The organism is Pantoea sp. AN62 (assembly GCF_050432985.1).
Taxonomy (GTDB): domain Bacteria; phylum Pseudomonadota; class Gammaproteobacteria; order Enterobacterales; family Enterobacteriaceae; genus Pantoea; species Pantoea brenneri.
On sequence record NZ_JBNPYB010000003.1, the window covers coordinates 112,857 to 135,023 of the forward strand.

The following is a 22,167-nucleotide window of genomic DNA, read 5'->3' on the forward strand; positions in this document are numbered from 1 at the left end:
CGGTGGCCTGCTGCGGTGGCCATCGGCTCCGCCCGGCATTGACCCCCGTGCCGTGCCGGCGTTTCTCTGCCGTCAACAGCCTCAGCGGTGGTAGACCAGGTTAAAGCCTTCGCTTGCCTGCGGTGGCTCAAAGTAGCGGGTAATTAAATCGAACTGTTGTTCGGTGGCGGCGAAGAGGTGTTCACCCGACTGATTGCGGGCATGCAGGCGGGCTTTACAGCAATCATCCGGCAGGTCGAGATAATGCAGCTGATGCTGTGCCGCCGAGCGTGTGATCAACGACATCATCCAGCCGCGATTCGCCTGGGTATTGGCAGGAAAATCGAGCACCACCGAAACGCCCGCCGTGAGCAGCGCCAGCAGGTGCGGAGTGACGGCATTTTTCAGCAGCGCGGCACAGCGCACATAGTCGGCGACCGAGTGCAGCTGATCCGGATAGAGTGCCGCCAGCCACTGATCTTCACTCAGGATGATGCAGCCCGGTTCGGCGCCCAGCCGGGCAGCAAGGGTGGATTTGCCGGAGGCGATTTTACCGCACAGCAGATGCAGGGTAGCAGGGGTAACGGTGTGATGATGCATAGGCGTCCTTAACGATTTAACACCGGTAAGGCCCGCCTTACCGGCGGGAAAAGAGACAGCTTATCCCACCGCGAAACAGACGGTGTTAATAATCATCTCTGGCTGGCAAGCTGCGTATCGGTTCATCCGGTGAGACTAGCAAAGTGGGCGGGATTATCCAGCAGAATATTGTCGTGCTATCCGCAAATCTGTGGCTGGGCTGGCGGCGAAATAAGCCCGGGTGCAGCACAATGCGGGATGTGCGGGCGCGGTGGTGTCAGTTGTCAGTAAGCTGCCAGCTCACCGGACCACCACCTCGCCGCAGGGTGTCGCCATTATGCCTGTTTCGCCATCAGTAACGTCAGCAGTTCCCGGCAGCACGCCTCTTCTTCAGCACTGTCTGCGGCCGCCAGATGACGCAGCAGCGCCATGCAACTGTGCTCTTTGCCCGCTTCCATCAGCTCCTCAACCAGAAAATTCATTTTTTCCCGCTCGGTGGCGTGAAACGCCGGATTGATCAGGTGGACATTTTCCTTCACGGCCAGGGTGGCGCTCTCTGAGTGATTCATAGAATTATCCTGTGTTGGGTTAAAAAATGGCCTGGTAGATGGTTTAAACTTATACACGAAAGTGGATTTTGTACAGTTTTGGCGGGCTTCTTTTTTCGCTGAGTCGGGCGTAAGGGGATGAGTGAACAAATTAAGAATAGTTGAGCCAGGCCCGGTTGGCGCGGGTTGCAGCGCGGTGCCAGCCAGTTAACAGGTAGCCGCTATTGACTAAAAGCCTGCTAATCATTTGGTTAGCGAACTACCGGCAGGTGAAAATTTTTTGAAAAAATAGCCGGCCTGCCAGCCAGCGATAGCCAGAGTGGTGCTGAGGTCGGCTATTTCTGGCTGACGTGCGCGGCGATCGAACGGCCGCCGTGCTGATCGGCAACACGGCGGCGTCAGGATCGGGGGTTAGCGGGCAGGCAGGAAATCTTCGCGCTGCGGGGTGAAGGTATCCAGCAGCATACCGGCTTCAAGGCAGACGCAGCCGTGTACCACATCGGGCGCTTTATAGAGGGTATCGCCAGCGCCGACCTCACGCGTCTCGTCCCCGATGGTGAAGGCGAAACGGCCGCTTAGCACGTAGGTTAACTGTTCATGTGGATGGTGATGTAACGGGCCGATGGCGCCTTTTTCGAAGCTGACTTCGACCGCCATCATCGTGCCGCCGTAAGCCAGAACCCGACGGGTGACACCCTGACCTAAATCCTCCAGTGGACGCTCTTTTTTATAGATAAACATCTCATCTCCGGTGTGTGGTTGGACGCCAGGGTAGTCGTTTTGTGACGCTACTCACAGCGCAAAGGTGAATTAGTCCATGCACTTTAGTGGTTTTTCATTAAAATGAAACGGTGTTTCAATTAAATTCTAAGGGCAGATCATGAAAATCGCGTTAATGATGGAAAACAGCCAGGCGGCTAAAAACGCTATCGTATTGAAAGAACTGGAAGGCGTGGCGCAGCCGCTGGGCCATCAGGTCTTCAACGTCGGAATGAGCGACGAACAGGATCACCATCTGACCTATATTCACCTCGGTATTCAGGCCAGCCTGCTGCTGAACAGCAAGGCGGTTGATTTCGTGGTGGCCGGTTGTGGCACCGGGCAGGGCGCGCTGATGTCGCTCAACATTCATCCTGGCGTCAACTGCGGTTACTGTATCGATCCCGCCGATGCTTACCTGTTCGCCCAGATCAACAACGGTAATGCCCTGGCGCTGCCGTTTGCTAAAGGCTTCGGCTGGGGTGCTGAACTCAACCTGCGCTTTATCTTTGAAAAAGCCTTTACCGGCGAAAAAGGCATGGGCTATCCGCCAGAGCGTAAAGAGCCTCAGGTGCGTAATGCCGGCCTGCTGAATCAGGTTAAAGCCGCCGTGATTAAAGAGAACTATCTCGACACGCTGCGCGCCATCGATCCTGAGCTGGTGCAAACCGCGGTCAGCGGCCCGCGCTTCCAGCAATGTTTGTTTGAGCACGGGCAGAACCAGGAGATCGTCTCCTTTGTACGCCAGCTGACGCAGTAATCACGCAAGCGTGACGCGAGGCCAGGGAAACCTGGCCTTTTTATTGCCCGTGCTGCGCAGAATTATTTCCCCGAAATAACAGCCCCGAAATAACAGCCCCGAAAATAACAACCCGCTGCGCGGGCGATGCCAGACTCACGACCCTCTTTACACCGCGTAGGTGAGGAGAATTAATAACCCCGCGCAAATTATCCCCGGCTTAGCGTTAGCCTTGCCAATGTTGCCTCTGTTGCCTCTGTTGCCTCTGTCTGGCCCTGACTGCGCCCGTTATCCCACCAATGCTTCACTGCCTGTTTCCCCGCTGATCGCGGCTTTTTACCGCAACCGATATAAAAAAATCTCAAAAGAGTGTTAACCGGTTTCGGCTAACGGTGATTGCGGCGTTATGGCTGTGATGCCAGCCAGCACCGGGCTGAGAGTTTTTAGTGAGCAGTAACTGATTGATAAATGGGAAAAGCTCTCATGTGGCATACCTCTTTAGAGGTATTAAGCGATCGCGGTTCCGACCGATTATATTATTTAATATACTAAACAAAGGGATAACCCATATGTGCTTGTTATATCGGACCTCGCTTAAACAGAAGTTGCTGCTGTTATTATTACCGCTGGTCGTCACGACAATATGGCTGAGTTACAGCAGTGTTTATGGGAAATATCAACTAAAAAAGCAGATGTGGGCGGTTGAACAACAGGTACAGCTAGCACAGGCGGTCGGCGGATTAATTAATGAATTGCAAAAAGAGCGGGGATTAACCTCGGGATTTCTGGTGAGTAAAGGAAAAGAGTTTTCCGCCGACCTGGAGGAGCAAAAAAAGCGCACGGACCTGGCCCGGCAAAAAATTGCGTTACTTGATTATAATGAGCAACGATCGCAGCAGCTGAAAACGGTGCGTGAGGATGTGCTTAATTTCCGCGTCTCCGCTGCCGCCGGCATAAAATTTTACAATGAGTCTATCAGCACGCTGCTTGACGTTATTGGTAAAAGCGACAGGCTGGTTCAGAACGGCGGAATTGCCCGCCAGCTTGGCGCTTATTACGCTCTGCTGAATTTAAAAAATCTGATGGGCAGCGAGCGGGCGTTTATGTCCGGCGTCTTTGTGCTGAACCGCTTTCAGCCCGGGCAGTTAGCGGCGCTGAACGCGCTGGTAGCGGGCCAGGCGGTCTGGCAGCACTATTTTCTGATGAAAGCCACCCCGGAACAGGCAGCACTGTTTACCCAGACCTCGCTTTCCCCGAATTTCACTCAGGCGTTATCGCTGCGCAACACCGCGCTGAATCAGGCGGAGAGTGGCGATTGGCAGATTAGCCCAAGAGAGTGGTACGAGGCGCAATCACAGCGTATTGAAGCACTGCACGATATTGAAAAAAGCATTAACAGGGATATTAAATACGCGGCGCGCGACAACTATAAACAGGCCAGTCGTGAGGAGATGGTATTTTTATTTATCTGCCTGACGGCTTTTCTCACGTCGGCGCTGGTGGCATGGCTGGTTATTCGGACCATCAATTCACAACTGCGCTCTGCCATTAATATTATTGAGAATATGGACGGCGATTTGACCCAGCGTCTGGCAGTCCGGGGAACCGATGAAATATCGCTATTAAATAAGTTTTATAATCATTCGATTGAAAATATTCAGTCGATGGTGCTGGAAATTAAAAATAATGCAGCGGTTGTGCGCCAGGTCAGTTCAGAAATAGCCTCAGGAAATGATGAGCTGGCCAAGCGAACCGAAGAGCAGGCGGCTTCTCTGACAGAGACGGCGGCCAGTATCGAGCAGATTTCTACCGCCATAGAGCAAAACTCGGATAACGCCCGACGTGTAGAAACGTTAGCCAGGAATATGGTCGACCATGTTGAGTCGGCCAGTAAGAGTGTGGGCGAGGCTAACCTTTCTATGCAGGAGATTCGGACCTTCAGTGAGCAGATTGCCGGGATTGTGTCGTCCATCAACAACATCTCTTCCCAGACCAACCTGCTGGCGTTAAACGCCGCCGTCGAAGCAGCCCGGGCGGGTGACTTAGGGAAGGGGTTTACCGTGGTTGCCGCCGAAGTCCGCAACTTATCGCGGCTGTGCGCAAATGAAGCCGATATGATTCAGAAACTGATTGCTCAGAATATCAATAAGATTGAAGAGGGCGCGGAAAGGGTACTTTCCTCTGAGCAGATTCTGCGTAGCGTGGTGGGAAATGCGGAGCAGATGAAGCAGTTTATTGATGATATTGCGAATGCTTCAGCTGAACAGTCGTCTGGCATTGCGCAAATTCATCTGGCGCTAAACCAGATGGGCCAGGTGACCGATCAGAATGTGAGTATGGTTGCCGAGGCCGCGACCAGCAGTCATCGGCTGCATGACCAATCCGAAGCGATGAGCAGTCTGGTGGACAAGTTTATCGTTGAATAAGCGGCGGAATAGCGTCTGGCCCGGATAAATGTCCCGGCTTCTGTCCGGGCCAGGCGCGTTAAGTGGTGCAGGCATAATTACTGCCCGCGATCGTCCCGGCAACGCGCCTCAGGTGCAGGGACTGCCCGCAACATCGTCTACTTAACGCAACGCAACGCGGCGTGTTAATTTTGCCGCGCTAGCGTTTAGGTCGTGATCGGTTGTGCGGTCTGGAAACGCTGCGGCGTATCCGGCGTTAACACCCATTTAGTGCGTCTGCACCCGCGCTGGCGCTGCGTGTCGGCTGGCCTCCACCAGCATCCGGGTATAGGCCACGCTCGCCTGATTGCCCACCAGCGTTGGCACATCCAGCGTCTCCAGCACTTTTCCCTGTTGCATCACCGCAACGCGATGGCATAGATGTGCCACTACGCCCAGGTCGTGCGTCACCATCAGATAGGTCAGGTTGTCCTGCTGCTGCAGATCGCTCAGCAGGTTGAGGATCTCCGCCTGCACCGAAACGTCGAGCGCCGAGGTCGGTTCATCCAGCAGCAGCACCGTCGGCTGCAGTATCAGCGCCCTGGCGATCGCCACCCGCTGACGCTGTCCGCCCGACAACTGATGGGGATAGCGGGTCAGCCAGGCACGGTTCAGGCCAACCTTTTCCAGCATGGCAATCACCCGCTGCTGGCGCTGACCGATGCCCTGAATCTGTAACGGTTCTTCCAGGATGTCGCCGATGGTGTGACGCGGATGCAGCGACCCGTAAGGGTCCTGAAAGACCATCTGCACCCGTCGGCAGCGCGCCCGGTTGATGCGATGCGCCAGCGGCTCGCCATCAATCGACAGCGAACCTTGCCAGTGATTAAACAGGCCGGCCAGGCACTTCAGCACCGTGGTTTTGCCCGAACCTGACTCGCCGACCAGGCCAAAAATTTCGCCCGGGTTGACCCGCAGATTAACGTCGAACAGCACCTGATTACGGGCGTTCTCGTCGCCAAAACTGAGGTTAAGGTTGTTCACTTCAATCATCGTCACTCCTTATTCGGTTAACCAGCTTGCGTGACGTTGTAACACCGGCAGGCGACTGCGACGGTGATCGATGTCGGGCAGCGCGGCCATCAGGCCCTGGGTGTAGGGATGCTGCGCACGATCCAGTTCACTGGCGGCCAGCGACTCCACCACCCGACCGGCATACATCACCAGCACCCGGTCGCAAAAACTGCGCACCAGGTTGATATCGTGGCTGATAAAAATCAGCCCCAGCCCGCGCGCCTTCACCAGCTCATCCAGCAGCGTCAGCACCTGCAGCCGCACCGAAACATCCAGTGCCGAGGTCGGTTCATCGGCTATCACCAGTTCCGGCTCGGTAATCAGCATCATGGCAATCATCACGCGCTGCCCCTGACCACCGGAAATTTCATGCGGATAGAGCTGATAAACCCGCTCAGGATCGCGGATCTGCACCTCCTCCAGCATCGCCAGCGCCCGCTGACGGGCGGCGGCATGCTGGCCGCGATGGTGGCTGCGCCACGCCTCAGCGATCTGTTCGCCGACCCGCACCACCGGATTAAGCGAATATTTCGGGTCCTGCATGATCATCGATATCCGTTTGCCGCGGATTTCACGCATCCGGGCCGGGCTGGCGTGTAACAAATCGACAGTGCCAAACTGCATCCGGCTGGCCTCAACCCGCGCCTTCGACGGCAGTAACTGCAGCAGCGCCCGACCGACGGTAGATTTACCGGAGCCGGATTCACCGACTATCGCCAGCTTCTCCTGACCAAGCTGAAACGAGACGCCGCGTACTGCCGGGGTGCTCTGGCGTCCGTTAACAAAATTTACGTGCAAATCGCGCACGTCGAGCAACGGCGTGGCGTTACTCACTGCGGGGATCGAGCAGGTCACGTAGGCCATCTCCTAAAAAGTTGAATGCCAGACTGTTAATCAGAATCGCCAGACCAGGTACGGTAACCACCCACCAGCACTCCAGCATGTAGGTGCGGCCGCTGGCGATCATCGCGCCCCATTCCGGATCGGGCGGCTGCGCGCCCAGCCCGAGAAAGCCGAGTCCGGCGGCGGTGAGGATAATGCCCGCCATGTTCATGGTGATGCGGATAATCACCGACGGCAGGCAGAGCGGGATGATGTGCTTCCACAGCACCCGCAGCGGCGAGGCACCCTGTAAACGCACCGCAGAGATAAAATCAGCCTGACGCAGCGACAGGGTTTCTGCCCGCGCCAGACGGGCAATCGGCGGCCAGGCGGTGAGGGTAATGGCGATCACCACATGTTCCAGTCCCGGCCCCAGCGCGGCGACAAACGCCAGCGCCAGTACCAGGCTGGGAAACGAGATAAAAATGTCGGTGACCCGCATCAGCACGCTGTCGACCCAGCCGCCAAAATAGCCGGCGGTGACACCGAGCAGCAGGCCGAGCGGTCCGACGGTCACCGACACCAGCAGCACGATATACAGAGTGATGCGAGCGCCCCACACCAGACGGCTGAAGATGTCGCGGCCAAACTCATCGGTACCGAACCAGTGGGCGGCACCCGGCGGCGAGAGCGCATTATTCAGATCCTGAATCAGCGGATGATACGGTGCGATCCACGGGGCAAACAGCGCCACAATGCAGAGCAGCAACACAATGCCGCCGCCGATGGCGGTCAGCGGATTACGGGCCATGCGCCAGATAAAGTGACCGCTGCGGGCAGCGAAACGGCGACAGCGCGCCAGTCGCTCACGGGTGGGGCTGGCAGCCGGTGCATCAAAGGAAAGGGTCATACTTTGGTCCTCGGATCGAACACCTGATAGAGCAGGTCGGAGAGCAGGTTAAGCAGCACGAAAATCAGGCCAACCACCAGTACGCAGCCCATCACCGCGTTCATATCGCCCAGCATCAGGCTGCCGGTCAGATAGGAACCAAAGCCCGGCCATGAGAAGACGGTTTCAATCAGCACCGCGCCCTCCAGCAGCGAACCGTAGGCCAGCGCCACCACGGTCAGCAGCTGCACCAGAATATTGCGGAAGGCGTGCTGCCAGATCACCTGCCACTCGGTTAAACCTTTTACCCGGGCGGTGAGGATGAACTCCTGTGACAGCTGCGCCAGCATAAAGCTGCGCGTCATGCGGCTGATGTAGGCCAGCGAATGAAAGCCCAGCAGGGAAGCGGGCAACACCAGGTGATTCAGCGCATTCCAGAACACCTGACTGTTACCGGCCAGCAGCGCGTCGATCAGCATAAAGCCGCTGCGGCGTGGCACGATGCCATCAAGGCTGAAATCCACCCGGCCCGCGCCGCCGACCCAGCCGAGATGGGCATAAAACAGCAGCAGACCCATCATCCCGACCCAGAAAATCGGCGTTGAATAACCGGCCAGGCTGATCATCCGCACCAGATAATCGATCACGCTGTTGCGGCGGGCAGCAGCCAGCACCCCGAGCGGCACGCCGAGACCGGCTCCGATCACAATTGCCAGCGTTGCCAGTTCCACCGTCGCCGGGAAGACGCGCAGGATATCGTTGACCACCGGCTGGCCGGTCAGCAGCGCATGGCCGAGATCGCCGTGCAGCAGCGCATTAAGGTAGAGGCCAAACTGCACCCACAGCGGCTTATCAAAACCGAGCTGGTGGTAAACCTGCTGATAGGTGGCCTGATCGGCATCTGGCCCGACAATCGCCAGCACCGGATCGAGCGGCATAACCCGCCCGATAAAGAAGGTCAGCATCAGCAGACCTGCGAGGGTGATCAGCACCTGCAAGCCGCGTTTGCTGATGCGGCGACAGTGGCTGCGGGTAAACGTCAGGGTCATTGGGGTCCTCCTGCCAGGCTATCCGGCGTTTTCCAGACGTCGCGCAGAAAGGTGGTTGCCGAAGGGTGTGGCTGATAATCCTGCACCCGGTTGTTAACCACCACCGAATCAAGCATCTGGGAGATCGGCATCAGCGCCGGTACCAGCTGGTCGTAGCGTTGCTGAATAGCGAAGTACGCCTGCTGTTGTCTGGCGCTGTCGCGTTCCACCAGCGCGCGATCGATCATGCTGTTGAGCTGCGCATCGTAAAAACCGGTGCGCCAGCCCTGGAAATTAGTCAGACGGGCGCTGTCGGCATTGTTCGGGTTATAGACCAGCGAGCGCAGGCTGGAATGAGGATGGGGCTCCACGCCGCTACCGCCGCGTCCGACCAGCAGGCTGAACTGACGGTCACGCATCGCACCGTAGATCTGGTTACCGGTGCCGGTGATGATGCGGGCGCGAATGCCGGCCTGCAGCAGCGTCGACTGAATGGCGATGGCGATATTCAGGAACGGCTGATCGGCCAGCACCCGCAGCGAGGTGTCGAAGCCGTCCGGATAGCCCGCCTCGGCCAGCAGCGCCCGGGCGCGTGGCACGTCCAGTCGGTAACCGGGATCAGGCAGCGTGACGGGCATCCCCGCCTGAATTGGCCGCTGATGCAGTTCGCCATAGCCGGTCATCAGGCTCTTATTGATCCCCTGATAATCGACCAGATAGCGCACCGCTTCACGTACCCGGCTGTCGTTAAAATGCGGGTCCTTCATGCTCATCGCCAGGTAGTAGATCGTGCCTCGCCGCACTGCATCAATGGTGAGGTCGGGATCGTGGCGCAGCGCGCGCACGTCGGGAATCGACATGTTGCTGGCGATATCGAGGTCGCCTTTCTCCATCATCAGGCGCAGGGTCTGCGACTCCTGCAGATGGCGGAACACCACCCGCGACATTTTCGCTTCACCGCGCCAGTAGCCGGCCGAGCGGCTCATGCGCAGCACATCTTTGGCCTGCCAGATATCCAGCCGGAACGGGCCGGAACCGGCTTCGTGGGTGCTGAGCCAGCGGTTGCCCCAGTCACCGTTGACCTCATGCTGCTGCACCGTTTTGCGATCCAGCACCACCATGCTGCCAAGCGCCGCCAGCGAGTAGATCACCAGCTGTGGATCGTTGGGTTTTGGCAGAGTGATCACGACAGTGCGGGCGTCGGGAGCGGTGATCATCCGGTCAACGTTGTCGCGGCTGAAACCGTAGGATTTCCACACCGAGGCCTGCGCCAGGTTGAGGTGCAGCACCCGCCGCATTGACCAGATCACATCCTCGCTGGTCAGCGGATTGCCGGAATGGAAGGTGACATTGTCACGCAGATGAAAGGTCAGGGTGCTGTTATCCGCACTGACTGCCCAGCGTTCAGCCAGCGCCGGACGTACCTCGGTCAGCTTTTTCGGGTTGAGTTCAACCAGTCCGTCATACAGGTTGACCACGATGCCCACTACCTCATTGCCGGTCATGGCGGCCGGATCAAGGGTGAGCAGATTATTCATGTTCATACCGACGATCAGCTGATCGTCAGGGGTTTGTGCCTGCAGCGCGGGGCTGCCCGTCAGCAGCAGCAGCGCGATCAGCCAGCTGCCACACGATTGAAACAGTTTCATAAGTCGGGTCCGGCAGGTCAGAGGTTGCCCGATCGTCTTTCAGCCTGTCTGCCCGCTGACCGCAGGGCGGTCAGGGTGGCGTTAAGCCGGTGGCGATTCGGAATTATTATCGTTTGCTGTAGGGGACGATCGCGACTTACCAGCGATTCAGCGTATGGGTCTCGATCCAGCTAAAGTTAATGTCCTCGCCAAGCCCGGCGCGGGTCGGCAGGGTGACAAAACCCTGTGGGTCCATTGGGTCGACCAGGCTGTTGAGATAGGCTGGCGGCGTGTCGTAATCGAGGAACGGATGCAGCAGACCGCGCTCATACCAGCGGCAGTTACGGATCGCCCCGACCACCGCCAGGCTGGCAGCGCCGTTGCCGTGAACTTCACAGTCCATGCCGAACGCCTCGGCGAGGTTAGCCACTTTGAGGGTGGCTGAGATGCCGCCGACGCCGTTGGCCCCGGCACGCAGAATGTCGCAGGCTCCGGCTCGCACCCAGTCAGCGCGGCTGTGATGCTTGCCGCCGAGACTCTCCGGGCCGAGCACGTCAATCGACAGGTTGTCCGCCAGCCAGGCGTAAGAGGCCATGCTTTCCTCCTCCATCGGCTCTTCAAACCAGGCGAAGTTGAGCTTCTCCAGCGCCTTGCCAATGGTCAGCGCATCGCTGCGGCTGTACCAGTGATAGCCATCCAGCATCAGCGCGATATCCGGACCCACCGCTTCGCGCACTGCGGCGCAGGCTTTGATATCCATCGCCGGGCTGGGCGCAAACGACACTGGCGGCATCCAGGTGTGCAGCTTTATCGCCTGATAACCGCGCGCCACCAGTTTTTCAGCGAACTGCGCATATTCATCCGGGGTTGAGAGTCCGCCATGCAGCTCATCGCCGCACATGGTGCTGCCGTAGGCCGGGATCTTTTCGCGATAGCCGCCCAGCAGCTTATGTACCGGCTGGTTAAGTTTGCGGCCAATCAGGTCCCACAGCGCCTGTTCCACCGCTGAGAGCGCCCGTTCGGTAAGCTGATGGGCGCTGCCGCGCTGCCAGTGCACCAGATCCTGCCATAAACGCTCACGATCAAAGGCGTTCTGGCCGATCAGCACTTTACGGAAGAAGGCATTAACCACGTGCGAACGGATGACTTCGGGCGGGGCAAAGGCGTAACCGCAGTCACCGTCCTCGCTGGTCAGGGTGAGCAGCGCCATCTGCGCCTCATTTTCCGGACCGGGATGGGAATGCCCGGCGCTGTCGCTACAGCGTTGGGTCGGATAGGTAAAGAGAGTGACATCAATCGCGCTAATCTTCACGGCTAAGCTCCTGTGGCTGACTATCCTGACAAAATATTAAAACGTCGTTTCATTTTTCAATCTAGCCGTAACATTTTATTAACGCATTAGCCAAAGGGCGCATCTTGCTGGCTAATATGTGTGCAATCGCCCAGGGCGTTGTGAGCATATTCACGAATGTTGACCATTTTGTGAGCAGTAACACAGCCGCTTGCCGCAGGTCGTAGCGTGCTTGTCGATAGCTCTGTGCGAAGCCCAAACCTCAAACCTCAAACCTCAAACCTCAAACCCGGCGATTGCGCAGGCTCTGCTGCGCTGCGACCCAGCGGAAAAACATTTCGCGCCATCACTTCCCCCGATTCTGTTTTTAGGTGATAGTAACGCCGCTTTATATTAATAATTCTCATTATCATTACTGTGGACTTTGACTATGAAAAAATGGCTTTTAGCGCTGGGGCTAATCACGCTGACAGGGATGGCTTCGGCCAAAACCATTACCGATGTGGCCGGACGCCAGGTCGAGGTGCCGCAGGAGGCAAAACGCATCATTCTGGGTGAGGGACGGCAGATTTACCTGCTGGCAGCGTTTGATACCGATGCGCCGTTTAAGCGGGTGATCGGCTGGCGCGATGATTTTCCTAAAGCGGACTGGGACGGTTACCAGGCTTATGAGCAGCGCTATCCGCAGATTAAACAGTTGCCGACCTTTGGCGGCGCAAAAGATGGCACTTTCAACGTTGAGCAGGCGCTCACCCTGAAGCCCGATCTGGTGCTGATGAACCTCGAATCGAAAGCGGCAACTGACGAAGGCAAGCTGATCGAGAAGCTTCAGGCTGTTGGCGTCCCGGTGGTGTTTATCGATTTCCGTGAATCGCCGTTTGTTAATGCAGAGAAAAGCATCCACATCATGGGCGAACTGCTGAACAAGCCGGAGCGGGCGCAGGCGATTATTCGTTTTCGTCAGCAGCAGATTGACCGGGTGACCTCGAAGCTGGCGAACTTTAGCGGCTACCGGCCAAAAGTGATGATTGATCGGGCCGGCGGCTACAGCGATGAGTGCTGCATGTCCTTTGGTAATGAAAACTTTGGTCAGATGGTGGAGATGGCCGGCGGACGCAACATCGCGAAGGATCTGATCCCCGGCACGTTTGGCACGGTTAACCCGGAGCAGATCATTGCCAGCCAGCCGGATGTGGTGGTGGTGACCGGTGCCAACTGGAAGAACTACAACACCGTCGGTAAGTGGGTCGGCGTCGGTCCGGGTGCCAACCTGACAGACGCCAGCGCACGGCTGAAAGCCCTGATGATGCGTGACGCGTTCAAAACCCTGCCGGTGGCGCACAACGGCAACGCGCACGCCATCTGGCATCAGTTCTATGACAGCCCGTATCAGTTTGTTGCGATTCAGGCGCTGGCCAAATGGCTGCATCCCGATCTGTTTGCCGATCTCGATCCGGACGCGACCTTCCGTGAGTTTTATCAGCAGTTCCTGCCGCTGCCGTATCAGCCCGGCTACTGGGTGACGCTGCCCGCCGATAAGTCCTGATCCCCAGGCGGTGACCCGGCGGTCACCGCCCTGATTTTCACTTCCTGCCGAATTAACCCTTCGCTTTTCTTCATGTTTACTAATCTTTTACAGGCGCGAGATCGGTTGCTACTGGCAGCCTGACGTCTGGCCTGATCCACATTCATCGTTGAAATGGAGAGAAACATGCGCAATACCTCGGGAAGATCGGCATTCGCCGTGACGCTGTACGCTCTGCTGGAGCCGGTGCCGCTGGGCTTTTTTGTCGCGGCCTGGCTGTTCGATATCCTCTATAGCCAGACCTTTGTCCAGTTCTGGACCGACGCCGCCGGCTGGCTGATCGCGCTGGGGCTGGTGCTGGCTATTGTGCCGCGACTCATCGCGCTGGTTTATCTGTTCCGCGGCAGCGACAGTGCAGAAAAGAGCCATTTCTGGCTGTGGCTGGTGGCGATTGTCATCGCTATCGTCAATGCGTTTATCCACAGTCGCGACGCTGCCGCTGTGATCCCGCTTGGCGTAACGCTTTCCACGCTGGTGGTGGCGCTGCTGCTGCTGGCGAATGTGCAACTTGCGTTACGTCAGCGTAGCGCTTAAGGAGGAGCCACCATGAAAATGCAGCATAAATCTATCCTGGCGCTCACCCTGACAGCCCTGCTGGTGGGCTGTGATGATGGCGCGCTGGTCGATCCGCAGAAGCAGATTGGACCCAACCCGGAACTGCCGCAGGCGCAGAACTTCTTTATGCCGCCAATGCAGGTGCCGGAAGGCACGCCGTGGAAAGCGGGCGAAATGCCAAAAGTGGCGCAGGGGCTGAAAATCGAGAAAATCGCCGAGAATCTGCAGCATCCGCGCCAGGTCTATGTGTTACCGAATAACGATGTGCTGGTAGCGGAATCAAACGGGCCGGCAAAGCCGACCACCCGACCTAAACAGCTGATTATGGGCATCGTGCAGAAAGCCTCAGGCAAAGGCGGTGCCGGTGGCAACCGCATCACGCTGCTGCGTAACGTCAACGGTAAATGGGAGCAGCATCGCTTTATCGAAAACCTGCATTCGCCGTTTGGTATGCAGCTGATTGGTAACACGCTCTACGTCGCCAATGCTGATAGCCTGGTGAAATTCCCGTATCGCGAAGGGGAAACCGAAATCCGCACCGCGCCGGAAGAGGTGACCGAACTGCCGGGCGGGCCGATTAACCACCACTGGACTAAATCGCTGTTAGCCAGCCCGGACGGCAGCAAACTGTACGTCGGCGTCGGCTCCAACAGTAACGTTACCGAAAACGGCATCGGGGCCGAATACCGGCGGGCAGCGGTGCTGGAAGTGGACGCTGCCAGCGGTGCCAGTCGTATCTACGCCAGCGGGCTGCGCAATCCGACCGGCTTACAGTGGGAGCCGCAAAGCGGCAAACTGTGGGCCATTGTCAACGAACGTGACGAAATCGGTTCCGATCTGGTGCCAGACTATCTGACCTCGGTGCAGGATAAAGGCTTCTACGGCTGGCCCTACAGCTACTATGGTCAGCATGTCGATACCCGTGCCGAACCGCAGCGTCCTGACCTGGTTGAGCAGGCGATAAAACCGGATTACGCGCTCAGCTCGCACGTCGCGCCGCTCGGACTGCTGTTTTACAGCGCCGATAACATGCCGCAGTATCGCGGGGGTGCCTTTATCAGTGAGCACGGCAGCTGGAACCGCACGCCGCTCAACGGCTACAAAGTGGTGTGGGTGAAGTTTGAAAACGGCAAGCCGGTCGGGCAGCCACAGACGGTGGTATCAGGTTTTCTGACGGAGGATGAGAAGCAGGTGCGGGGTCTGCCGGTTGGCCTGGCCAGCGATCAGCAGGGCGGCGTATTAATCGCCGATGATGCCGGCAATACCGTCTGGCGGATCAGCGCCGCCAACTAACCGGTTTATGACGGGCATAAAAAAAGGATTTGGCGTAATGCCAAATCCTTTATTTTTTTGTTCGCTACCCGGCTGGTAACCGCGCTGCGAACGAGGTGCTCAGCACTCTCCACACAGCAGATTGTAAAATGTGCGGCTAAGGATTTCAAGTTTCGCCAAAATACTGTATGTTTATACATGTGTTGGGTGTTGAGCGAAGCCTCATTGTCGACTGGCCGCTCCCAGGGGCACGGTTTCCAAAATCCCGGCAGGCATCAGGTGGTGCTGGCCTGTGGCTTTAACCATGAGTGCCGCTCAGCCCTCTCCACAAAGATGTGCTTAGGCGCCCGGCGGGTAGAGTCAAAGCCTCGGTTGCCGAACAGCGCGCTCCTGTTAAAGGAGAAGGAAAGTGATGGAACTGACTAAGCTGATTCTGGATCTCATCCGGGTCATCTTGCAGATCATCGTTGCCCTTATGCAACTGACCGGTCACGCAGGTTAACCGGAACTTGAATCAAGGCGGGGCTAACCACTCCGCCTTTTTTCGCTGTCAATTGCCTGTCATGCTGGCCGGGTAGAGTGGCGCGACAGCGTGACGCCAGCCTGGCGTTACCTTTCGCGATTGGGAGTGTTATGTCAGTTGCCACCCTTATGCCCGCCAGACTCCAGCACACCCGGATTGATGAGAGTGTGCGCCTGCGTGAAACCCGCATCGGCCAGCAGTGTGAAATTCTGGCCCACAGCACGCTGGAATATTGCGAGCTGGGGGACTTCTCTTACGTCGGGGAGCATTGCAGCATCGCCGATAGTCAGATTGGCCGCTTCTGCGCCATCGCTAATCAGGTGCGCATCGGCGCGCCTAATCATCCGATGGATCGCGCCTCTCAGCATCGCTTCACCTACTGCCCGGAGTATTACCACCCTGACGCCCAGCGCGATGGCGGTTTCTATGCCGCGCGGCGTGCCGATCGGGTGACCATCGGTCACGATGTCTGGATTGGCCACGGGGTTATCGTGCTGCCCGGCGTCACCATTGGCGATGGGGCGGTACTGGCGGCAGGTGCGGTGGTGACCAGGGATGTGGCGGCTTACAGCGTGGTCGGCGGCGTACCGGCCAGGCCGCTGCGGCTGCGGTTTACCCCGGCGATTGCCGCCCGGCTGCAGCGTATTGCCTGGTGGGACTGGCCACTGGAGAAACTGCTGGCTAACTTGGCGGATTTTCAGCAGGGCGATATTGAACTGTTCTGCGATCGTCACGATTTGCGGAGCGCATAACGATCGCCCCGGCGCGAACCGGGGCGACGACGATCACGCCACCGACGTCTCCGCCACCTCAGACGACGCGGTATCAGCGACCAGCGGTTTTTCCGGTTGCAGCAGAGTCATCGCCAGCATACTGCCAAACGCAATCAGCGCGGTGACGGTAAACATCGCGTTGTAGCCGTAATATTCCGCCAGCCAGCCGCATAACATCGGCGAGATAATCGCGGCCAGATTGGCAATCGCCAGCGTCATGCCGCTGTAGGTGCCGACCGAGGCTTTCGGGGTGACGTCAATCACCACTGACCAGTAGACGTTATTCACCAGCGCGTTGAGCGCATTACCCAGCGTCATCAGGGCAATAATCCCGGCGGCTGATGACACGTAAGGGATCGCCATAAAGCAACAGGCGGTGCCGCACAGCGTGACCGCGGCGAACAGGTTGCGCGCCAGCCGCAGGTTATTGAAACGGGCCAGCAGGGTATCGGCGATGCGCCCGCCCAGCAGCACGGTCAGGCAGGCACCACTCCACGGGATCATCGCCACGTACCACAGCGAATGCAGGTCGTAATGGAAATTATCCTGCAGGTATTTTGGCATCCACGTCACCAGGGTAAAGGTGATGTAGAGGAAGGAGAAGTAGCCCAGCGCGTTGCATACCAGAGTGCGGCTGGTGAAGAAGCGCCACCACGGCAGCGCCACGCCATCGGCCGCACGCTGACGCTGGCCGTCAAGGATCAGCTTGCGTTCTGCGGCGCTGGTGGCGGGACTGCTCTCCGGACCGTCACTGAAGGTGCGGGCAAACAGCGCCATCGCCAGCAGCGAAAACACGCCCAGCAGAATAAACATCATCCGCCAGTCACCGGTCAGCAGCAGCAGCCCGACCGCAATTGGCGCGGTCAGCAACGCGCCAACCTGGGTCGAGAGCAGGCCAATGCCGAGCGCAAAGCCGCGTTCGTTATCCGGCGCCCAGTGCGCAATCGCCTTGTTCATCAGCGCGTAGGCGGGACCTTCCGAGAAGCCAAACAGGATGCGCAGGGCGGCAAAGCCCATAATGGCGGAACCGCCAAACAGCGCCATACCCAGTTCACCGGCCCAGGCGGTAGCGATTTCCAGCAGCGACCAGAGTACGCCCGCCAGTAACCAGACCTTTTTGGTGCCGATACGATCGGCAAGAAAGCCGCCGCACAGTGAACCAAACAGATAGCCGAAGCCAAAGTAGCCCAGCACAGCACCCAGCTGAACTTTACTGAAGTGGTACTCGGTGGCAATCGCGTTGGCGGCAAACGACAGCGCGCCGCGGTCGATGTAGTTGATCAGGGCGATCAGGAACAACAGTGAAAATATGGTGTAACGGTAACGGCTGGCCTTCATCTCACTTCTCCTGAATGGGGTTAACAGGATCGATGAAGCAAAATGAGTGCCGGAAACGCGGACAGGGCTGAAAAGGCGGAGGGAGCCGCGGGAGCAGGCGCTGCGGCCCGCCTGACTGGCGAGCCGTGATGAAGAATTACCCGGCTAATTATTCGCCTGCGCATCAATCCGGTGCAGCGAATGCCTGATAACAGGGAGCGCTCTGGCTCAGGCCGCGTTGTGCTGCGCCCGACTGGCGTGAGGCAGCGGCATTTGCGGCGGCTCGGCCAGTTCGCCGACATGTTGCAGTACCTGTAGCTGATAACCGGCATCGGCCACCGCACTCTGTTCGCTCAACAGCACGCCAGCTTCATTAACGTTTTTGCCCGCCACTTTAATTTTATCGGTGGCACTGGCCAGCATCCATTCATATTCAATATCAACGTGACCACTATCAATACAGCGAATGCCCTGCTGGCTGAGATCGTAAGCCAGTACCGTTGCGGTTGGACCGAGTGAAATTAAGACCAGATCAAAATCAGCCGCGTGGGATAAAACGGCGGCATACAGGCGGTCATAAATTGAAAAGGCGTTACGGTTTAACGTGGTGATCCGTTTAACCTCACGCGCGCCCGCCAGTAAATCATTGCCTAATCCCAGCCGCGTTCCGCTGCCCTCGACAATTAATACCCGCCGGTCTTTATACAGCAGTTTAAATTTATCAAAAATGGTACGGGATAACTGCTTGGTTTTATAATCGTGATAAGGTCGGGTTACCGAGGTATTACCGTACTGGTACTGCTTATTCAGCAGAGAGTGATAATATTTAAAATAAAACGACTTGTGAAAGAACCAGAACAGGGCCGATCCATTGCGCATATTTCGCGTAGTGCGAAAGGCGTCCGGGAGGCAGAGCAGGCAGTGCGGATTGGCCTGCGGGCCCTGCTGTAATAGCGCCTTAAGCCTGGCCGAGAGGCGCGGATCAAAGGGCTGAAAACCGATGTTCTTATAATAGGTCATCTCCAGCTCACCATCGCCGTAGCGGGCCAGCGATAACTGCGGATCGCTTAATAGCCGATCAATAGTCTCTTCTATCGACATGACTGAATAAGATTTAACTCTGGCCTGGGCGGCCGGATAGCGAAGCGCTGCATTGATAAATTTAAAGGGAAAACGAATCTTACGATAAATCGCATTTACTGCCGACATGATTAGCCTGCCTGTTTTATTTTGCCGGCGATAAATGAGCTGCGCCCGCATTAACGGAATTAAAGCTGTGCCTGATCTATATCACATCGCCTAAAAGTTGCCAGGATGAGGAATATCTTAAAGCTATTTAGCGTGATGAGTTAACAGCATTGTTAATATTTAATCAGGTTTATCGGGTGCGGGATAAACAAACGTTTTAAACAGAAAAATGGCGTTCAATTAAAGGTTGGCGGGTCGGGCAGAGTTAACCTGTTGTTCAGAGGCTCTATTTCAGACCGCCTGAGCTAAATATGAAAATAAGCGCTGCTTATTCTGTGGCTGGGTTAAGATTTATCGCAGTCAGCCCCGTGATTTCTGATTACGATATTTTGTCAGTTGAAAAAGGCTTAAGCGACTTTGCCGCGCCGCATTGCTGAAGCGTAACTTGTCTATTAAATCCACAGCTTTGAACAAAAGATGCGATTCATTCAGCCGATTGGTTAATTTTTTGTGATGAATGTCGCGGTTTTACCGCTTCGGAAAGTAAAAAAACCGGCGATTAGGCTATTGAGGGGAGGGATATTAATAAGTCCGACTAATGACTTACCTTTCGACATGTTTTTACATATTTCTTACGTTAGTTAAAATCCCGTTGATTTTATGTTTTCTAATTTGATTTTCTACCGCCGCTAATGACCCGAGGATGGATCATGATTAACAAAATTACCAGTGTAATCATGGCGATATTTGCTATCGCCCTGATTTACATGGGAGGACAACTCCTGCTGGTGGGAGGCAGTGCATTCTATGCGCTAATCGGCGTGGGCGTTCTGCTCAGCGCTATCCTGCTGTTTATGAACAAGCGCAGCGCGCTGACGCTCTATGCGCTGCTGATGTGGATCACCCTGTTCTGGATTATCTGGGAAGTGGGCTTCGATAAGTGGCAGTGGATCCCGCGCGGCGACCTGTTTGGCGTGCTGGGCGTCTGGCTGGCACTACCGTGGGTGGTCCGTTCGCTCTATCAGGGACAGCGTCGTTTCCATCCGTTTTTGGGTGGTACGGTTATCCTGATGGTGCTGCTGGTGATCGGTCTGTGCTTCTACGATCCGGTTCCGCAGCACGGCACTATCAGCAACGCACGCACGCCATCAGCCACTAACGGTGCTGCCGATGAGTGGAGTGCCTACGGCGGGACCACTGACGGCCAGCGCTTCTCGGCGCTGAATCAGATCACTAAAGACAACGTGAAAGATCTGGAAGTCGCGTGGACCTATCATACCGGCGATCTGCGTCAGGGTGATGATGCCACCGAGTACACTTTTGAAGCGACGCCGCTGAAAGCCAACGGCATGCTTTACTTCTGTACTCCGCATAACGAAGTCCACGCGCTCGACCCGGAAACCGGTGCGGTGAAGTGGAAGACTGCGCCGGATAAAAACCGCTCTTATCTGCAGCAGCACCAGACCTGTCGCGGCGTCAGCTACTTCGACGCGGGCCAGTCAGCGCAGCCGCAGAGCAGCGCACAGCCGGCCCTGTGCCGCAAGCGTATCTTCAACGCCACCACCGATGCCCGCCTGATTGCGCTGGATGCCGATACCGGTAAAGCCTGCGCCGACTTCGGTGATAACGGTGTGGTGAACCTGCGCGCTAACATGGGCGATGTACGTCCTCATGCGCTGATGCAGACCGCTGCGCCACTGGTTGCTGGCAATCTGGTGATTGTCGGTGGCTCCGTGATGGATAACGGTTTCAACACCGGTAACCCGTCTGGCGTGATCCGTGCTTACGATGCGATCACCGGTCGTCTGGTGTGGAACTTCGATCCGGCCAATCCGGAGAAGACCGCGCCGGTAGAAGCCGCCGCCACCTATCCGCAGGATACCCCGGTTGCCTGGGCGACCCTGAGCGCTGACCTGAAAAATGGCCTGGTGTACGTGCCGTTTGGCAACGCCTCGCCGGATGAAGTTGGCATTGAGCGTGACCCAAACAGCAACACCGAGAAGTTCCGCGATGCGCTGGTGGCACTGGATCTGAAAACCGGTGCCTTCAAATGGCGTTATCAGAGTTCAAACCACGATCTGTGGGACCGTGACAATCCGTCACAGCCTTCGCTGATTGATATCGACTATCAGGGCAAGTCACAACCGGCGGTGATCCTGCCGACCAAAACCGGCAACCTGTTTGTGCTGAACCGTCTGACCGGCGAACCGGTGTATCCGGTGGAGCAGGTTAAGGTCTCGACTGATGGCATCAAAGGCGAACAGTATGCCGCCACTCAGCCGGTTTCCAGCCTTAACTTCATTCCACAGCCGCTGACTGAAAAGTCGATGTGGGGCATCACGCCGTTTGACCAGATGAGCTGCCGGGCCGATTTCCGTGAGCTGCGTTACGACGGTAATCCGTGGACGCCGCCAACCGAGAAAGGCTCGCTGATCTTCCCGGGCAACATCGGGGTGTTCAACTGGGGCTCGGTGGCCGTTGACCCGCAGCGTCAGATGCTGATTGCTGCGCCAGTCCGTCTGGCCTACAAATACAATCTGATCAAGCGCACGCCGGAAACCGAAACCCAGCGTACCTTCACCAAAGATGGTGCGCCGTACTGGAATGAAAACTTCCACGGCGACTATGCGATTCACATCCAGCAGCTGGCCTCTGGCCTCGGCATTCCGTGCATCGCGCCACCGTGGGGACGCATGGTCGGTGTCGATCTGAAAACCGGCAAAACCGAATGGCTGCGTCGGGTTGGTAACACCAAAAACCTGAAAACCAGCTTCCTGCCGGGCCGTTTCCCAATCGGCTTCCCGATGGGGATGGTGGCACACGGTGGTCCGTTACTGACCGCTGGCGATCTGGTGTTCCACGGTGCGACGGCAGATAACTTCTTCCGTGCCTATGACAGCACCACCGGCGAGCTGCTGTGGCAGACCGAACTGAGCGCTGGCGCGCAGGCCACGCCATCCACCTTTATGGGTAAAGATGGTAAGCAGTACGTGGTCATTGCAGCCGGCGGACACGGTTCGCTCGGCACCACGGCGGGCGACAGCGTCGTCGCTTTCCGCTTGAAGTAACCTGACAGGCTGAGCGCCGCTGGCTGGCGCTCAGCTTTTTTCCTTCCTGATCCCGCACCGTTTTTTTCATCTTCATCCCGTCAGCCCCTTTCCAGATGTAAGCCCTTGTTGTGGTTGTTTTTCCGCTACCTGTTCCGGCGCGTTATCTAATCACCCTGTGAAACTA

General features: G+C 57.1%; 18 protein-coding genes. 7 read left to right on the forward strand and 11 right to left on the reverse strand.

Annotation, left to right across the window (positions count from 1 at the left end; all coding sequences use genetic code 11):
• Nucleotides 1-81: 81 nt before the first annotated feature.
• The 3 genes from FHW04_RS04970 to FHW04_RS04980 all read right to left on the reverse strand — a co-directional run bounded on the left by FHW04_RS04970 (nt 82) and on the right by FHW04_RS04980 (nt 1,847).
• Complete coding sequence (locus FHW04_RS04970; protein WP_031377999.1) at nt 82-579, reverse strand: AAA family ATPase; 498 nt, start codon at nt 577-579, stop codon at nt 82-84.
• Between the two features lie 314 nt (nt 580-893).
• The gene (locus tag FHW04_RS04975; protein ID WP_031377998.1) at nt 894-1,127 is read right to left on the reverse strand and encodes a hypothetical protein; all 234 of its coding nucleotides are present in this window, start codon (nt 1,125-1,127) and stop codon (nt 894-896) included.
• Between the two features lie 390 nt (nt 1,128-1,517).
• Nucleotides 1,518-1,847 carry a cupin domain-containing protein gene (locus FHW04_RS04980; RefSeq protein ID WP_031377997.1) on the reverse strand — a complete coding sequence of 110 codons (330 nt, stop codon included), beginning with the start codon at nt 1,845-1,847 and terminating at the stop codon, nt 1,518-1,520.
• 139 nt (nt 1,848-1,986) lie between these two features.
• Between FHW04_RS04980 and FHW04_RS04985 the strand changes: the two genes are divergently transcribed.
• Both FHW04_RS04985 and FHW04_RS04990 read left to right on the forward strand, forming a co-directional pair.
• Nucleotides 1,987-2,625 carry an RpiB/LacA/LacB family sugar-phosphate isomerase gene (locus tag FHW04_RS04985; RefSeq protein ID WP_031377996.1) on the forward strand — a complete coding sequence of 213 codons (639 nt, stop codon included), beginning with the start codon at nt 1,987-1,989 and terminating at the stop codon, nt 2,623-2,625.
• Nucleotides 2,626-3,089: 464 nt separating this feature from the next.
• The gene (locus tag FHW04_RS04990; protein WP_128088256.1) at nt 3,090-5,030 is read left to right on the forward strand and encodes a methyl-accepting chemotaxis protein; all 1,941 of its coding nucleotides are present in this window, start codon (nt 3,090-3,092) and stop codon (nt 5,028-5,030) included.
• A 246-nt stretch (nt 5,031-5,276) separates the two neighbouring features.
• Here the strand turns inward: FHW04_RS04990 and FHW04_RS04995 are convergent, their stop codons facing one another.
• From FHW04_RS04995 to FHW04_RS05020, 6 genes are all read right to left on the reverse strand, one after another.
• Entirely contained in the window at nt 5,277-6,041 is a 765-nt protein-coding gene (locus FHW04_RS04995) for an ABC transporter ATP-binding protein (protein WP_089561548.1), read from the reverse strand.
• A 9-nt stretch (nt 6,042-6,050) separates the two neighbouring features.
• A complete protein-coding gene (locus FHW04_RS05000; protein WP_089561588.1) occupies nt 6,051-6,917 on the reverse strand; it encodes an ABC transporter ATP-binding protein in 867 nt (288 codons plus the stop codon).
• Nucleotides 6,889-7,794, reverse strand: a complete 906-nt coding sequence (locus FHW04_RS05005; RefSeq protein ID WP_046288324.1) for an ABC transporter permease — start codon at nt 7,792-7,794, stop codon at nt 6,889-6,891. The genes FHW04_RS05000 and FHW04_RS05005 overlap by 29 nt, the downstream gene beginning before the upstream one ends.
• On the reverse strand, nt 7,791-8,822 hold the full coding sequence (locus FHW04_RS05010) for an ABC transporter permease (RefSeq protein ID WP_031377993.1): 1,032 nt from the start codon (nt 8,820-8,822) through the stop codon (nt 7,791-7,793). The genes FHW04_RS05005 and FHW04_RS05010 overlap by 4 nt, the downstream gene beginning before the upstream one ends.
• The gene (locus FHW04_RS05015; protein ID WP_089561549.1) at nt 8,819-10,450 is read right to left on the reverse strand and encodes an ABC transporter substrate-binding protein; all 1,632 of its coding nucleotides are present in this window, start codon (nt 10,448-10,450) and stop codon (nt 8,819-8,821) included. Before FHW04_RS05015 ends, FHW04_RS05010 begins: the two co-directional genes overlap by 4 nt.
• A gap of 136 nt (nt 10,451-10,586) precedes the next feature.
• Nucleotides 10,587-11,741, reverse strand: a complete 1,155-nt coding sequence (locus tag FHW04_RS05020; RefSeq protein ID WP_031377389.1) for a mandelate racemase family protein — start codon at nt 11,739-11,741, stop codon at nt 10,587-10,589.
• A 409-nt stretch (nt 11,742-12,150) separates the two neighbouring features.
• Here FHW04_RS05020 and FHW04_RS05025 point away from each other — a divergent pair, with 409 nt between their 5' ends.
• The 4 genes from FHW04_RS05025 (at nt 12,151) to FHW04_RS05040 (ending at nt 16,407) form a co-directional block, all read left to right on the forward strand.
• The gene (locus FHW04_RS05025; RefSeq protein WP_089561550.1) at nt 12,151-13,266 is read left to right on the forward strand and encodes an ABC transporter substrate-binding protein; all 1,116 of its coding nucleotides are present in this window, start codon (nt 12,151-12,153) and stop codon (nt 13,264-13,266) included.
• Nucleotides 13,267-13,431: 165 nt separating this feature from the next.
• Nucleotides 13,432-13,839 carry a DUF2231 domain-containing protein gene (locus FHW04_RS05030; protein WP_031377392.1) on the forward strand — a complete coding sequence of 136 codons (408 nt, stop codon included), beginning with the start codon at nt 13,432-13,434 and terminating at the stop codon, nt 13,837-13,839.
• Between the two features lie 12 nt (nt 13,840-13,851).
• Entirely contained in the window at nt 13,852-15,153 is a 1,302-nt protein-coding gene (locus FHW04_RS05035; protein WP_031377393.1) for a PQQ-dependent sugar dehydrogenase, read from the forward strand.
• 612 nt (nt 15,154-15,765) lie between these two features.
• The gene (locus FHW04_RS05040; RefSeq protein WP_089561551.1) at nt 15,766-16,407 is read left to right on the forward strand and encodes a DapH/DapD/GlmU-related protein; all 642 of its coding nucleotides are present in this window, start codon (nt 15,766-15,768) and stop codon (nt 16,405-16,407) included.
• A 33-nt stretch (nt 16,408-16,440) separates the two neighbouring features.
• Here the strand turns inward: FHW04_RS05040 and FHW04_RS05045 are convergent, their stop codons facing one another.
• Both FHW04_RS05045 and FHW04_RS05050 read right to left on the reverse strand, forming a co-directional pair.
• On the reverse strand, nt 16,441-17,766 hold the full coding sequence (locus FHW04_RS05045; protein WP_031377395.1) for an MFS transporter: 1,326 nt from the start codon (nt 17,764-17,766) through the stop codon (nt 16,441-16,443).
• 207 nt (nt 17,767-17,973) lie between these two features.
• The gene (locus tag FHW04_RS05050; RefSeq protein WP_031377396.1) at nt 17,974-18,954 is read right to left on the reverse strand and encodes a GT-D fold domain-containing glycosyltransferase; all 981 of its coding nucleotides are present in this window, start codon (nt 18,952-18,954) and stop codon (nt 17,974-17,976) included.
• Nucleotides 18,955-19,643: 689 nt separating this feature from the next.
• Between FHW04_RS05050 and FHW04_RS05055 the strand changes: the two genes are divergently transcribed.
• On the forward strand, nt 19,644-22,001 hold the full coding sequence (locus FHW04_RS05055; protein WP_069728298.1) for a membrane-bound PQQ-dependent dehydrogenase, glucose/quinate/shikimate family: 2,358 nt from the start codon (nt 19,644-19,646) through the stop codon (nt 21,999-22,001).
• The last annotated feature ends 166 nt before the right edge of the window (nt 22,002-22,167 follow it).

Coding starts and splice junctions, on each gene's coding strand:
- FHW04_RS04970 (WP_031377999.1), bottom strand. CDS start 579: ATGCATCATCACACCGTTACCCCTGCTACCCTGCATCTGCTGTGCGGT.
- FHW04_RS04975 (WP_031377998.1), bottom strand. CDS start 1,127: ATGAATCACTCAGAGAGCGCCACCCTGGCCGTGAAGGAAAATGTCCAC.
- FHW04_RS04980 (WP_031377997.1), bottom strand. CDS start 1,847: ATGTTTATCTATAAAAAAGAGCGTCCACTGGAGGATTTAGGTCAGGGT.
- FHW04_RS04985 (WP_031377996.1), top strand. CDS start 1,987: ATGAAAATCGCGTTAATGATGGAAAACAGCCAGGCGGCTAAAAACGCT.
- FHW04_RS04995 (WP_089561548.1), bottom strand. CDS start 6,041: ATGATTGAAGTGAACAACCTTAACCTCAGTTTTGGCGACGAGAACGCC.
- FHW04_RS05005 (WP_046288324.1), bottom strand. CDS start 7,794: ATGACCCTTTCCTTTGATGCACCGGCTGCCAGCCCCACCCGTGAGCGA.
- FHW04_RS05010 (WP_031377993.1), bottom strand. CDS start 8,822: ATGACCCTGACGTTTACCCGCAGCCACTGTCGCCGCATCAGCAAACGC.
- FHW04_RS05015 (WP_089561549.1), bottom strand. CDS start 10,450: ATGAAACTGTTTCAATCGTGTGGCAGCTGGCTGATCGCGCTGCTGCTG.
- FHW04_RS05025 (WP_089561550.1), top strand. CDS start 12,151: ATGAAAAAATGGCTTTTAGCGCTGGGGCTAATCACGCTGACAGGGATG.
- FHW04_RS05030 (WP_031377392.1), top strand. CDS start 13,432: ATGCGCAATACCTCGGGAAGATCGGCATTCGCCGTGACGCTGTACGCT.
- FHW04_RS05035 (WP_031377393.1), top strand. CDS start 13,852: ATGAAAATGCAGCATAAATCTATCCTGGCGCTCACCCTGACAGCCCTG.
- FHW04_RS05040 (WP_089561551.1), top strand. CDS start 15,766: ATGTCAGTTGCCACCCTTATGCCCGCCAGACTCCAGCACACCCGGATT.
- FHW04_RS05045 (WP_031377395.1), bottom strand. CDS start 17,766: ATGAAGGCCAGCCGTTACCGTTACACCATATTTTCACTGTTGTTCCTG.
- FHW04_RS05050 (WP_031377396.1), bottom strand. CDS start 18,954: ATGTCGGCAGTAAATGCGATTTATCGTAAGATTCGTTTTCCCTTTAAA.
- FHW04_RS05055 (WP_069728298.1), top strand. CDS start 19,644: ATGATTAACAAAATTACCAGTGTAATCATGGCGATATTTGCTATCGCC.